Genomic DNA, 12,537 nt, shown 5'->3' with positions numbered 1-12,537 from the left:
CCCGGTGACCGGGCACCATATACGTGTGCAAGCGACATCGCCGGAGTCAGCCGGCCGATCGATACCGCCGGCGTCGGCCGGCCGATCGATGCTGTGCGGCCGCCCGGTCGCCGGCGATCGTGCGCTGATCATGGCGATCGTCAACCGCACCCCGGACTCCTTCTACGACAAGGGCGCGACCTTCAGCGACGAGGCCGCCCGGGCGGCCGTGCACCGGGCCGTGGCGGACGGCGCCGACGTCATCGATGTCGGCGGCGTCAAGGCCGGCCCGGGTCAAGAGGTCGATGCCGACACCGAGATCGCCCGGCTGGTGCCCTTCATCGAATGGTTGCGCGAGACCTATCCCGACCAGGTGATCAGCGCCGATACCTGGCGATCCGAGGTCGCCAAGGTCGCCTGTGCGGCCGGGGCGGACCTGATCAATGACACCTGGGCCGGCATCGACCCCGCCCTGCCCGAGGTGGCCGCGGAGTTCGGGGCGGGTCTGGTGTGTTCGCACACCGGCAACGCGCAGCCGCGCACCCGTCCGTTTCGCGTGAACTACGGAACCACCACGCGCGGCGTGGTCGACGACGTGATCGCCCAGGTCACCGCCGCCGCCGAACGAGCGGTCGCGTGCGGTGTGGCCCGCGACCGGGTGCTGATCGACCCGACCCACGACTTCGGCAAGAACACCTTCCACGGGCTGCTGCTGTTGCGCCACGTCGGTGATCTTGTCGATACCGGGTGGCCCGTGTTGATGGCTTTGAGTAACAAGGACTTCGTCGGGGAGACTCTGGGTGTGGAATTGACCGAGCGGCTCGAGGGAACGTTGGCGGCCACCGCGCTGGCCGCGGCCGCCGGCGCGCGGATGTTTCGCGTGCACGAGGTCGCGGCCACCCGCCGGGTGCTGGAAATGGTCGCCTCGATCCAGGGGACGCGCCCGCCGACCCGCACGGTGCGGGGGCTCGCATGACGATGTCGGACCTGTTCGCCGGTGACCTCGCCAAGGACAGGGCGCTCGCCGCCCGGCCCGGAGACGTGTGGCTGGCCAACGACAGGCGGAACCGGCCCAGCTGGACGATCGGCGAACTGGAAGCCGCAAAGGCCGGGCGGACCGTCTCGGTGGTGCTGCCGGCCCTCAACGAGGAAGAAACCATCGAGTCGGTGATCGAAAGCATCTCACCGCTGATCGACGGACTGGTCGACGAGCTGATCGTGCTGGATTCGGGCTCCACCGACGACACCGAGATCCGCGCGGTCGCCGCGGGCGCCCGCGTCGTCAGCCGCGAACAGGCCCTGCCCGAGGTGCCGATTCGTCCCGGAAAGGGCGAGGCGTTGTGGCGCTCGCTGGCGGCCACCAGCGGCGACATCGTGGTGTTCGTCGACTCCGACCTGATCGACCCGCACCCGATGTTCGTGCCATGGCTGGTCGCCCCGATGCTCACCGGCGACGGCATTCACCTGGTCAAAAGCTTCTACCGACGGCCCCTGCGCGGCAGCGAGCTCAGCGACGTCGGCGACGTCGGCGGCGACGTCAGCGCCACTGGAGGCGGGCGCGTCACCGAACTCGTGGCCCGGCCGTTGCTGGCGGCTCTGCGTCCGGAGCTGGGCTGCGTGGTGCAGCCGCTGGGCGGCGAGTACGCGGCCAGCCGCGAGCTGCTGACCTCGCTGCCGTTCGCGCCGGGCTACGGCGTCGAGATCGGCCTGCTGGTGGACACCTTCGACCGGCTGGGTCTGGACGCGATCGCCCAGGTCAACCTTGGCGTGCGCGCGCACCGCAACCGGCCGCTGGCAGAGCTGGGCGTGATGAGCCGCCAAATCATCGCGACCCTGCTGTCACGCTGCGGCATCCCGGACTCCGGCGTCGGGCTGACTCAGTTCGTCGCCGACGGCCCCGAAGGCTCCGACTTCCAGGGCTACACCCAGCGCACCTCGCCGGTATCGCTGGATGACCGGCCGCCGATGCAGGTGCTGCGGCCCCGGTAGTCCCCACGCGCTCACGCTGAACGTCGCCGCGTCGGTGGCATAAGGCAGTATCGATCGCGTGGCGTTGGTGTTGCTGTACCTGGTGGTCCTGGTGCTGGTGGCGATCGTCTTGTTCGGCGCAGCCAGTCTGCTCTTCGGTCGCGGCGAGCAGCTGCCGCCGCTGCCGCGGGGCACGACGGCGACGGTGCTGCCGGCGTTCGGTGTGACCGGTTCCGACGTCGACGCCGTCAAGTTCACCCAGACGCTGCGCGGATACAAGACCAGCGAGGTGGACTGGGTGCTGGATCGGCTGGCCCGCGAGCTCGAGGCCCTGCGCGGCCAGCTGGCCGCGGTGCATGCCGTGCCCGCCGACGAACAGGACACCGAAAACGATTCGGCGGAACCCGACGACGGCGAGGATCGTCAGGACTCAATGTGAGCGAAGACGAGCTGGTTCGGTGCAGCTGGGCGGCCATTCGGCCCGGGCCGGACTTCGAGATGTACCGCAATTACCACGACCAGGAGTGGGGCCGCCCGCTGCGCGACGGGGTGGCCCTGTTCGAGCGGATGAGCCTGGAGGCCTTTCAGAGCGGCCTGTCGTGGCTGATCATTCTGCGCAAACGGGAGAATTTCCGGCGCGCGTTCTCCGGGTTCGACATCGCCGCGGTCGCCGAGTACACGGACGCCGACGTGCAGCGGCTGATGGCGGATCAGGGAATCGTGCGCAACCGCGCCAAGATTGACGCGACGATCGCCAACGCGCGCGCGGCCGCGGAGCTGGGAAGTTCGGCGGACCTGGCGGAGCTGCTGTGGTCGTTTGCGCCGTCGCCGCGGTCACGCCCGGCCGACGCGTCCCAAATTCCCTCGGCCACTGACGAATCGAAGGCCATGGCGCGTGAACTCAAGCGGCGCGGGTTTCGCTTCGTCGGTCCGACCACCGCGTATGCGTTGATGCAGGCAACCGGCATGGTCGATGACCATATCCGGGGTTGCTGGGTGCCCGCGACCGCCCGCTGAGCACACAGTTGTGGGTCTTTGTACAAGCGGTGACCTGGATAGGGAACAATGGAGGGGTGATAAGTCAGTTCGATGCCGGGCAGGGCTTGAAGTTCGCTGGCGGGACATGCTCGGTGCCGACCAGGTCTGCGCAGGCGGGCCAGCTCGAACCTGGAGGGAGCACTCGATGGCGGCGATGAAGCCCCGGACCGGAGACGGTCCTTTGGAAGCAACGAAGGAGGGGCGCGGCATCGTGATGCGGGTACCACTTGAAGGTGGAGGTCGACTGGTCGTCGAGCTGACGCCCGACGAAGCCGCTGCCCTCGGTGACGAACTCAAGGGCGTCACGAGCTCCAGCTAGGGCTTGCCGCCGAACGAGGGTCGGCGGTGCTACGCACACACCTTCCGATAGATCTCCAGGGTCTGCTCGGCGACGTGGGCCCACGAGAACTCCTCGACGCAGCGTTGGCGTCCTGCCCTGCCGTACCGCTGCGCTTTTTCCCGGTCGGCGATCAGCTCGTTGACTGCCTCGGCCAATCCGGCCTGATAGCCCGCCACATCGGCGGGGTCGTAATGCACCAAAGTCCCGGTGACCCCATCGGCGACCACCTCCGGGATCCCGCCCACATCCGAGGCCACCACCGCGGCCGCACAGGCCATCGCCTCCAGGTTCACGATGCCCAACGGCTCATACACCGACGGACACACGAAAACCGTAGCGGCCGACAGGATTTCGCGTAACTCCCCGATGGGAAGCATTTCGCGGATCCAGAAGACACCGGTGCGGCCGCGGGCCAGGGCGGCGACCGCATCCCGAATCTCTTCGGCGATCTCCGGGGTGTCGGGCGCCCCGGCGCACAACAGCACCTGCGCCTCCGGGCTGAACCTGTGGGCGGCCGCCACCAGGTGCGCGAGCCCCTTCTGCCGGGTGATGCGGCCCACGAACACCACCAGGGGGCGGGCCGGATCGACGCCGAGCGCGGCCAGCATCGACCCGCTCGGCGTGGGGGCCGCCGGGCACCAGACCTCGGTGTCGACGCCGTTGCGGATGACATGCACGGCACCGGGATCCAGCGCGGGGTAGACGCGCAGGATGTCCTCGCGCATCGCGGAACTCACCGCGATGACAGCGTCGGCGGCGAGCACTGCGGTGTGCTCGATCCACGTCGAGATCCGGTAGCCCCCGCCGAGTTGTTCGGCCTTCCACGGGCGCAGCGGCTCGAGCGAATGCGCGGTCAACACGTGCGGGACGTCGTAGAGCAACGCGGCCAAGTGCCCGGCCATGCCGGTGTACCACGTGTGTGAATGCACCACGGTGGCCGCCGATGCAGCGTTGGCCATCATCAGGTCGGCGGACAGCGTCGTCATCGCCGCGTTGGCGCCCTGCAACTGCGGGTCGGGCTGATGCACCTGCACACCGTCGATACCCGGCCGGGGCGCGCCCATGCAATGCACGTCCACCGCGCACAGTCGGCGCAGTTGGCTGACAAGTTCGGTGACGTGTACCCCCGCCCCGCCGTAGACCTCTGGGGGGTATTCCCGAGTCATCATCGCCACCCGCATACCCGCACCGTAGTTCGGCGACGACGACGCCCGCGAGTCGGGCGGAGGAGGAGGCGAATAGTCAGCCTGGGTGGCGACGACGACGCCCGCGAGTCGGGCGGAGGAGGAGGCGAATAGTCAGCCTGGGTGGCGACGACGACGCCCGCGAGTCGGGCGGAGGAGGAGGCGAACAAACAGTCTTGGGGTGGCGACGACGACGCCCGCGAGGCGGGCGGAGGAGTCTGTTTGCCGGCAAAGCCAAATACCTTGACGGACAGCCCCACCGAACGCGGGTAATAGCCCTGCCCCCTGGCAGCGTTTCGCGACGGCCGATAGGTTTGACACCATGAGGGAAGCACCACACGTGCTGGGCATTGTCCTGGCCGGCGGTGAGGGCAAGCGGCTGTATCCGCTGACCGCGGATCGCGCCAAGCCCGCGGTTCCTTTCGGGGGCGCCTATCGACTGATCGATTTTGTGCTGTCCAATCTCGTCAACGCCCGCTATTTGCGGATCTGCGTTCTGACGCAGTACAAGTCGCATTCACTTGACCGTCACATTTCTCAGAACTGGCGGTTGTCCGGTTTGGCCGGCGAGTACATCACCCCGGTGCCCGCGCAGCAGCGGCTCGGTCCGCGCTGGTACACCGGTTCGGCCGACGCGATCTACCAGTCGCTCAATCTGATCTACGACGAAGACCCCGACTACATAGTGGTTTTCGGTGCCGACCACGTGTACCGGATGGATCCCGAGCAGATGGTCCGGTTCCACATCGACAGCGGGGCGGGCGCGACCGTCGCCGGCATCCGGGTGCCGCGCAACGAGGCCACGGCGTTCGGCTGCATCGACTCCGACGAGTCCGGACGCATCCGCAAATTCGTGGAAAAGCCACTGGATCCGCCCGGCACCCCGGATGACCCCGAGACGACGTTCGTGTCGATGGGCAATTACATCTTCACCACCAAGGTGCTCATCGACGCGATCCGCGCGGACGCCGACGACGACCATTCCGATCACGACATGGGTGGTGACATCATCCCGCGACTGGTGGACGACGGGATGGCGGCGGTGTACGACTTCAGCGACAACGAGGTGCCCGGCGCCACCGATCGTGACCGGGCCTACTGGCGGGACGTCGGAACGCTGGATGCGTTCTACGACGCGCACATGGACCTGGTGTCGGTGCATCCGGTGTTCAACCTGTACAACAAGCGCTGGCCCATCCGCGGCGAGTCGGAAAACCTGGCGCCGGCCAAGTTCGTCAACGGCGGCTCCGCGCAGGAGTCGGTGGTGGGCGCCGGCAGCATCATCTCGGCGGCTTCGGTGCGCAACTCGGTGCTGTCGTCCAACGTCGTGGTCGACGACGGCGCGATCGTGGAGGGCAGCGTGATCATGCCCGGCGCCCGGGTCGGTCGTGGCGCGGTGGTGCGCCACGCGATCCTGGACAAGAACGTCGTCGTGGGGCCGGGCGAGATGGTCGGGGTGGATCTGGAAAAGGACCGCGAGCGCTTTGCGATCAGCGCCGGCGGCGTGGTCGCGGTGGGCAAGGGCGTCTGGATCTAGCTCGCCTACTAGGCACCGGGAGCTAGGGGAGCTGCGGGACCAGCAGGTGCGCGCCGCGTTGCGGCCCCCAATGCTGAGGACGACCGGCCAAGCGTCGGCGTCGGCGTCACGAAACACGTTGATCCGCAACACCGTCCCGTCGCGGCGGGCGGCCCAGCGCCGAGGGCCGATTGCGCACCACGCCAATTACCTGGGCGCGGCGGTTACCAGATGTAGGGAACCAAGCGATAGCGCACGCGGTCGGCGTACTCGCGATAGCCGGGCAATTCGTGAATGAGGAGCTTTTCCTCGTCGAAGATGCGCAGCGCGAGCACCGTGGTGCCGGGGAGGACGAAAAGCAGCCCCCAATACGAGCCGAGCGCCAGGGGGATACCGATCATCATGATGACGTTTCCGACGTACATCGGATGGCGCACGAACTGATAGAGGCCGCCGGACACCAAGGTCTGGTCTTCTTCCACGGTGACCGTGGCACCGGCATAACTGTTCTGGACGATCACCAGCATGGCGATCCCGAGCCCCACCGCCACCAGCACGTCGCCGAGCAGCGACAGCCAGGGAGGCACCGACGACCAGCCGAACCGATGATCGAGCGCGCTGAACACCATCGTCGCGAAAAGGCCCAGAAACGAGCCGGTGATGATGAACTTCTGTGCGGTTCTGGGTTCGGCCCTGGGGCCCGCACGCATGCGCCGCTGCAGGGCCGCGGGATTGGCCCGGCTCAGGTAAACCGTCGGCACGATCGTCGCCACCGTGAACACGGCGATGAAAACCCACGCCTGCCAGTAGTGGAGCGTGCCCGCAGGTAAGAGCAGGATCAAAACCCACGAGAGAATGCCTCCGACCGATGTCGTCGTCACTCGGATCCCGGTTTTCATCACGCTCCTAGCACCGTAGATCGCGGCGCCGAAAAGCAATGGCACCCAGAACCACCAACCCTACGTCGATGGCCAGTAGCCATAGCAAGGGCATGGCGGTGAAATCATCGCCGATTCTCGGAATGTGCGCGAACGGTTCCAGGTCGAGCAGCCACTGGGAGAACCCGGCCAACGACCCGATCAGGTACAGGGCGATGAAACCGATCAGCACGCCCCAGGCCACCGGCGTGAACCGCGGCGCGACGCCGAACACGCAGACCGTCACGGCCGACAAAAGCCAGACGGCGGGCAGTTGGACCGCCGCGCTTGAAACGACGGACGCGAGTTTGCCGCCGACATCGCCGGCCGCGATGCCGTAGACAATTCCGGCCGTCACCCCGCTGGCGAGCATCGCCAGCGCGGACCCGCCGAGTGCGATCACCAAATGGCTTGCGAGCCACCGGATTCGCGACACCGAGCCGGCCAATACCGTCTCGGCTCGCTGGCTGGATTCCTCCTGGTGCAACCGCAACGTGAGCGAGACGGCGAACGCGGCGGCCACCATGCCCATCATGGCGAACGCGACGGCGACGAAGGCCTGCTCGAGGGCGCTGGTGCCGCCCATCCGTGCGACGATGTCGCGGGCCGCGCCGCTGTCGCCCAGCTCGTCGCCGATGCCGTGCACCACGCTGCCCACCAGCAGCCCGTACAGGCACAGACCGACCGTCCACAGCAGCAGCGCGGCGCGATCGAGCCGCCACGTCAGCCCGAACACGTTGCCCAACGCCGGCGACGCGGTCGCGGGCCCGGGGCGCTCCGCGATGAGCCCGGCGCCGACATCGCGGCCGACGAGCAGCCGATACGCCAGGAGCGTCAGCGCGGTCGCCGTCACCAGGTGCAGCAGCAGCACCCACCACCGATCGCCTGCATACGGTTTGACCAGGAGCGACCACCCCAGTGGAGACAGCCACGACAGCGTGCCCGACCCGGCATCGCCGACGGCGCGCAGCGTGAACGCGGCGCCCAGGACGGAGAATGCGGCACCGCGGGCGAACCTGGCGCTGGGCGAAAGCTGCGCGGTCACCGCGGCGACCGCGGTGAACACCAGGCCGGAGCAGGCCAGCGCCGCGCCGAACGCCACCGATCCCGCGGCCGGCACGTCGGTGCTCAACAGGCCGGCAGTGCCGATCGCGCCGGTGCCCAGCGACGCCCCGAAGGACAGCAACAGCGCCGCGCTCAGGCTGGCGTAGCGGCCGATCGCGGTCGAGTCCACCAACTCGGTCCGCCCGTTCTCCTCATCGGCGCGGGTGTGTCGGATCACCGTCAGGATGACGGCCACCGCGATCAGCACGTGGAACATCCCGGCTTTCCAAATTCCCACGGCACCAAGGCTGTCGCTGTAGACCTGGCCATACAGCGCGCGCTGGGCCGGGCTGGCCATGATCGAGGCGGCGAATCCGGCACGCCCGGCCTCGGTCGGATAGATCTTTTCGATGCTGCCGACGTACACCGTCGCCAACGGCACCGACAGCAGAAACACCCACAGCGGCAACGAGACCCGGTCGCGGCGCAGGTAGAGTCGCAACATCGCGAGCGTTCCGGAAAAGTTCGAACCGCGCGGTGGCGCAGGCGATGCCGACGCGTAGCGCCGGTCCATTGTGGTGGTGCTCATGACAACGACACCTTCTCCGCGTCGCGCCCGTGCCGGCCGTGCCCGCCGTCGCCGCCGGAGGTGTCATAGTGGCGCAAAAAGAGCTCTTCGAGCGTCGGCGGCTGGCTGACCAGGCTGCTCACGCCCGCGTCGCCGAGCACGCGGATGAGCTCGCCCAGACTCTCGCTGTCGACCTGGGCGCGCAGCGTATTACCCTCGACGCTGATGTCCTCGACGCCTTTGATCCGGCTGAGATCACCGGGATCACCGGTCATTTCGGCCCGGATCGAGGTGCGGCTCAGATGCCGCATGGAGTTCAGCGAACCGCTTTCGATCGTCCTGCCCGCCCGGATGATCGTCACCCGTTCGCAGAGCGCTTCCGTCTCGGCCAGAATGTGGCTGGACAACAACACCGTCGTGCCACGGTCGCGGGCCTGCGCCACGCACTGTTGAAACACGTTCTCCATCAGCGGGTCCAGTCCGCTGCTGGGCTCGTCGAGGAGCAGCAGGCTGGCGTGGGACGAGAACGCCGAGATGAGGGAGACCTTCTGGCGGTTGCCCTTCGAATACGTGCGCGCCTTCTTGTGCGGGTCCAGATCGAAACGCTCGATCAGCTCGGCGCGGCGCCGCTTGTCGATGCCGCCACGCATGCGAGCCAGTAGATCGATCGTCTCGCCGCCTGTCAGCGACGGCCACAACGTCACATCGCCTGGAACATAAGCGCTTTGGCGATGCAGCGCGACGGATTGGGTCCAGGGATCACCGCCGAGCAGCCGCACATTACCGCTGTCGGCCTTCACCAGGCCCAGCAGGATGCGGATGGTGGTGGACTTCCCGGCGCCGTTGGGGCCGAGAAACCCGTGAACTTCCCCTTCCTGCACGGTGAGGTCGAGGCCGTCCAGTGCCCGCACCGCGCCGAAATTCTTGGCGAGTCCCCGGATTTCGATCGGGGCGGAGCCAACGGACTTTTCAGGTGCCATGGGATTCTCCTTGATCTTCGGCAGCCAGGAACGCGTCGTACATGGTCCGGTCGGTCAGCAATCCGTTTGTATAGACCTCGAGCGCGGGCAATATCATGTCGCGCGAATAGTCGCGCAGCACCGCACGGAGATCCGTTGGCGTTTCGTGCATTTGCAGGTAGAGAAGGAAGGCGCCGCCGCCGCTCATCGCCAGATATTTGGCCCGGGCCTTGGGGTCACGGCTGGGCTTGATCGTCCCAGCCCGCACTCCCTCTTCCATGTATTCCTCAGCGTTGTCAATCATCCTGCGCCACAGCATGTTCGCCAGATCACCACCCGCCTGCATGCTGCGCACCACATAGGCCATCAGCGGGGCGTACTCCTCGATCTCGGCCAGCTGGGCAAACCAGGTGGCCGGGTCGTTGGACTGCAGCGCCTCGGACTTGGTGTTGCGGATCTCCTCGGCGATGTGGTCCTCGCAGGCCTTGCGCAGGCCCTCCTTGGAGCCGAAGTGGTGGATCACCAGCGCGGCACTCACACCCGCCGCTTCGGCGATCGCGCGAAGCCCGACCCCGAATCCGTGCTCGCCGAACTGCTCGATGGCCGCATCGCGGATTCGGGCCGCGGCCGTCAGGTCGGCTGAACGCATGTTCAGGACACTAAACACTCGTTCAGCCCGAGGTCAAGGATGTCCCGCGTCAAGAATTCGTAAAAGTGCGAATCAGTCGCGAACCGCGGCCAGAATGCCGTCGCCGAGCGGCACCAGCGCCGGGGTGAGCCGCTCATCCTCGGCGATGAGGCGGGCCGCTTCGCGCACCGCCGCCACCTCGGCGTCGCGCGCGGCCGGATCGCCGGCCCGCCCGCCCAGCGCGGCCCGGTGCACCACGATCACGCCGCCGGGGCGCAGCAACCGGACCCCCTGGACGACGTAGTCCGGCTGATCGATCGGGTCGGCATCGATGAACACCAGGTCGTAGGACTCGTCGGCGAGCCGGGTGAGCACCTCTTGGGCGCGGCCGCCGATCAGCCTGCTGCGCGACGGTCCGATGCCTGCCTCGCTGAACGCCTGCTTGGCCAGCCGCAGGTACTCGGGCTCGATGTCGATCGTGGTCAAAACACCGTCATCGCTCATGCCCGACAGCAACCACAAGCCGCTGACCCCCGCGCCGGTGCCCACCTCGGCGACCGCCTTGCCGCCGCTCAGCTTCGTCAACAGGCTCAACAACGCGCCGACCGCCGGCGTCACCGCGCCCGCCCCGATGTCCACGGCGCGCTCTCGGGCGGCCGCGAGCACCGCGTCCTCCGATATCGATCCCTCGGCGTGGGCAAAGAGCGATTCGGCCCGACTGGGCGCTGTCTGGCCGGGGGCTTCTGCGTCGGTGCCGTCCATGCCCGCAGCGTATTCCAATTCACCGCGCGAACCGACAGGCGCGCCTGAACCGCACCTCGGCGACACGCCCAACCGGCTGGGCGCGTTTGAGGTCACCGCGCGCTGGATATTTCCTGCACAGCACAGGTCACGAAACGGTTTCTCAGGCTCAGCTCAGATTGTTCATATACCGCACATACGCCCATACGCGACGGTGTCCGTATGGATCGCGGAACGCGTTGGGCGGGGAATACCGAATGGCAGCTGCCTGTTGCCGTCAATGACGAAGTGCCACTGATTGGCACACCCGATTCGGAGGAATTGATCATCACCACTTTGCTCAGCCCGTCCAGCATGTCTCACGCGCAAGACCGCCCCACCGACGAGTGGGTGGAGCCATCGGACGCCCCCCAGGGGACCGCGGTTTTCGACGCGACCGGGGACAAGGCGGCCATGCCGTCGTGGGACGAGCTCGTGCGCCAGCACGCCGATCGGGTGTACCGGCTGGCCTACCGGCTGTCCGGCAATCAGCACGACGCCGAGGACCTCACCCAGGAGACCTTCATCCGGGTCTTCCGGTCCGTGCAGAACTATCAGCCGGGAACGTTCGAAGGGTGGCTGCACCGCATCACCACCAACCTCTTCCTCGACATGGTGCGCCGGCGCGCGCGCATCCGGATGGAGGCGCTGCCCGAGGACTACGAGCGGGTGCCCGCCGACGAGCCCAACCCCGAGCAGATCTACCACGATTCACGGCTCGGTCCTGATTTGCAGGCCGCGCTCGATTCGCTGCCGCCCGAATTTCGCGCGGCCGTCGTCTTGTGCGACATCGAAGGTCTGTCCTACGAGGAGATCGGCGCCACCCTGGGCGTCAAGCTCGGGACCGTCCGCAGCCGCATCCACCGCGGACGCCAGGCGTTGCGCGATTACCTGGCCGCCCACTCCGATCGGACGGAGTTGCGCGCCCAGTCGGCGTAGACAGCGACCGCACCGCCTGTCTCGGCAGCGGAGCGATCAGGTAGATATTCAGCGGCTTTGCGCCCGTAGCTGCGGTATTGCGTACCGGCTCGCGCTACATTCGAGATGAGGTGGCAATAACAATGAGTGGCAAGGAGCTGGCGATGCCCGATCGAGGACATGTGTTCCGCCGCGCGTTCTCCTGGCTTCCCGCTCAGTTCGCCTCCCAGAGTGACGCGCCCATCGGGGCGCCGCGCCAGTTCGGTTCCACCGAGCACCTGTCCGTCGAAGCGGTCGCCGCGTTCGTCGACGGCGAGCTGCGGATGAATGCCCACCTGCGGGCCGCGCACCACCTGTCCATGTGCCCTCAGTGCGCGGCCGAGGTCGACGACCAGAGCAGGACACGCGCCGCGCTGCGCGACTCCCACCCCATCCGCATCCCCAGCACGCTGCTCGGCATGCTGGCCGACATCCCCTACGATTCGCCCGACGACGCGACCGCACCGGCGTCCGACCCCTTCGCCGGCCGCGACGCCCGGGAGCGGCGCAAGCGTCGATAGCGATCGGATCCGCTGCGACAACCGCTCCACACGCTCGTTCATGCCGACCCGCGGCGCGCCGTGGATACTAGGGTGGACACGGACAACGCCGGTGCCGCGTATATCGGCCGGTAAAGGCCCGTCTCGAGCGCTCAAGTA

Annotated in this window: 14 protein-coding genes; 8 read left to right on the top strand and 6 right to left on the bottom strand. The window is 67.5% G+C overall.

The window, feature by feature from the left end; all coding sequences use genetic code 11:
* The first annotated feature begins 88 nt into the window (after positions 1–88).
* The 5 genes from folP (at position 89) to ACZ50Z_RS13780 (ending at position 3,304) form a co-directional block, all read left to right on the top strand.
* A complete protein-coding gene (gene folP, locus ACZ50Z_RS13800; RefSeq protein WP_464486229.1) occupies positions 89–955 on the top strand; it encodes a dihydropteroate synthase in 867 nt (288 codons plus the stop codon).
* Complete coding sequence (locus ACZ50Z_RS13795) at positions 952–1,968, top strand: glucosyl-3-phosphoglycerate synthase (protein WP_464484057.1); 1,017 nt, start codon at positions 952–954, stop codon at positions 1,966–1,968. The genes folP and ACZ50Z_RS13795 overlap by 4 nt, the downstream gene beginning before the upstream one ends.
* Positions 1,969–2,026: 58 nt before the next feature.
* Entirely contained in the window at positions 2,027–2,386 is a 360-nt protein-coding gene (locus ACZ50Z_RS13790; protein ID WP_464484056.1) for a DivIVA domain-containing protein, read from the top strand.
* On the top strand, positions 2,383–2,964 hold the full coding sequence (gene tag / locus ACZ50Z_RS13785; protein WP_464484055.1) for a DNA-3-methyladenine glycosylase I: 582 nt from the start codon (positions 2,383–2,385) through the stop codon (positions 2,962–2,964). Before ACZ50Z_RS13790 ends, tag begins: the two co-directional genes overlap by 4 nt.
* A 166-nt stretch (positions 2,965–3,130) precedes the next feature.
* Positions 3,131–3,304: a DUF3117 domain-containing protein gene (locus ACZ50Z_RS13780; protein ID WP_003878471.1), complete on the top strand. Its 174-nt coding sequence runs from the start codon at positions 3,131–3,133 to the stop codon at positions 3,302–3,304.
* Between the two features lie 29 nt (positions 3,305–3,333).
* Here the strand turns inward: ACZ50Z_RS13780 and glgA are convergent, their stop codons facing one another.
* Complete coding sequence (gene glgA / locus ACZ50Z_RS13775; RefSeq protein ID WP_464484054.1) at positions 3,334–4,506, bottom strand: glycogen synthase; 1,173 nt, start codon at positions 4,504–4,506, stop codon at positions 3,334–3,336.
* Between the two features lie 325 nt (positions 4,507–4,831).
* Here glgA and glgC point away from each other — a divergent pair, with 325 nt between their 5' ends.
* On the top strand, positions 4,832–6,046 hold the full coding sequence (gene glgC / locus ACZ50Z_RS13770) for a glucose-1-phosphate adenylyltransferase (protein ID WP_067169434.1): 1,215 nt from the start codon (positions 4,832–4,834) through the stop codon (positions 6,044–6,046).
* Positions 6,047–6,249: 203 nt separating this feature from the next.
* Here glgC and ACZ50Z_RS13765 read toward each other — a convergent pair whose 3' ends face one another.
* The 5 genes from ACZ50Z_RS13765 to ACZ50Z_RS13745 form a co-directional block, all read right to left on the bottom strand.
* A complete protein-coding gene (locus tag ACZ50Z_RS13765) occupies positions 6,250–6,924 on the bottom strand; it encodes a methyltransferase family protein (protein WP_464484053.1) in 675 nt (224 codons plus the stop codon).
* A gap of 7 nt (positions 6,925–6,931) precedes the next feature.
* Positions 6,932–8,575: an ABC transporter permease gene (locus ACZ50Z_RS13760; RefSeq protein ID WP_464484052.1), complete on the bottom strand. Its 1,644-nt coding sequence runs from the start codon at positions 8,573–8,575 to the stop codon at positions 6,932–6,934.
* A complete protein-coding gene (locus ACZ50Z_RS13755; RefSeq protein WP_464484051.1) occupies positions 8,572–9,534 on the bottom strand; it encodes an ABC transporter ATP-binding protein in 963 nt (320 codons plus the stop codon). The genes ACZ50Z_RS13760 and ACZ50Z_RS13755 overlap by 4 nt, the downstream gene beginning before the upstream one ends.
* Entirely contained in the window at positions 9,524–10,162 is a 639-nt protein-coding gene (locus ACZ50Z_RS13750) for a TetR/AcrR family transcriptional regulator (protein WP_464484050.1), read from the bottom strand. Before ACZ50Z_RS13750 ends, ACZ50Z_RS13755 begins: the two co-directional genes overlap by 11 nt.
* Before the next feature lie 72 nt (positions 10,163–10,234).
* Positions 10,235–10,903 (bottom strand): O-methyltransferase, encoded by a 669-nt coding sequence (locus ACZ50Z_RS13745; RefSeq protein ID WP_464484049.1) that lies wholly within the window; start codon positions 10,901–10,903, stop codon positions 10,235–10,237.
* A gap of 201 nt (positions 10,904–11,104) precedes the next feature.
* Between ACZ50Z_RS13745 and sigE the strand changes: the two genes are divergently transcribed.
* Together sigE and rseA are read left to right on the top strand one after the other, a co-directional pair.
* Positions 11,105–11,860, top strand: coding sequence for an RNA polymerase sigma factor SigE (gene sigE / locus ACZ50Z_RS13740; protein WP_464484048.1), 756 nt, complete (start codon positions 11,105–11,107; stop codon positions 11,858–11,860).
* Positions 11,861–12,003: 143 nt separating this feature from the next.
* A complete protein-coding gene (gene rseA, locus ACZ50Z_RS13735; protein WP_464486228.1) occupies positions 12,004–12,399 on the top strand; it encodes an anti-sigma E factor RseA in 396 nt (131 codons plus the stop codon).
* Positions 12,400–12,537 lie beyond the last annotated feature (138 nt).

It is taken from the genome of Mycobacterium sp. NTMscope_MAC_269, from assembly GCF_976985695.1.
The sequence above is the reverse complement of the archived record's forward strand: the minus strand, read 5'-3'. Positions and strand labels throughout refer to the sequence as shown.

Bases quoted from the DNA above. Each gene is read 5' to 3' on its own strand.
- glgC (WP_067169434.1), top strand. From the start codon at position 4,832: ATGAGGGAAGCACCACACGTGCTGGGCATTGTCCTGGCCGGCGGTGAG.
- folP (WP_464486229.1), top strand. From the start codon at position 89: ATGCTGTGCGGCCGCCCGGTCGCCGGCGATCGTGCGCTGATCATGGCG.
- sigE (WP_464484048.1), top strand. From the start codon at position 11,105: ATGGATCGCGGAACGCGTTGGGCGGGGAATACCGAATGGCAGCTGCCT.
- ACZ50Z_RS13765 (WP_464484053.1), bottom strand. From the start codon at position 6,924: ATGAAAACCGGGATCCGAGTGACGACGACATCGGTCGGAGGCATTCTC.
- rseA (WP_464486228.1), top strand. From the start codon at position 12,004: ATGCCCGATCGAGGACATGTGTTCCGCCGCGCGTTCTCCTGGCTTCCC.
- ACZ50Z_RS13795 (WP_464484057.1), top strand. From the start codon at position 952: ATGACGATGTCGGACCTGTTCGCCGGTGACCTCGCCAAGGACAGGGCG.
- ACZ50Z_RS13755 (WP_464484051.1), bottom strand. From the start codon at position 9,534: ATGGCACCTGAAAAGTCCGTTGGCTCCGCCCCGATCGAAATCCGGGGA.
- ACZ50Z_RS13750 (WP_464484050.1), bottom strand. From the start codon at position 10,162: ATGCGTTCAGCCGACCTGACGGCCGCGGCCCGAATCCGCGATGCGGCC.
- ACZ50Z_RS13760 (WP_464484052.1), bottom strand. From the start codon at position 8,575: ATGAGCACCACCACAATGGACCGGCGCTACGCGTCGGCATCGCCTGCG.
- glgA (WP_464484054.1), bottom strand. From the start codon at position 4,506: ATGCGGGTGGCGATGATGACTCGGGAATACCCCCCAGAGGTCTACGGC.
- ACZ50Z_RS13780 (WP_003878471.1), top strand. From the start codon at position 3,131: ATGGCGGCGATGAAGCCCCGGACCGGAGACGGTCCTTTGGAAGCAACG.
- ACZ50Z_RS13745 (WP_464484049.1), bottom strand. From the start codon at position 10,903: ATGGACGGCACCGACGCAGAAGCCCCCGGCCAGACAGCGCCCAGTCGG.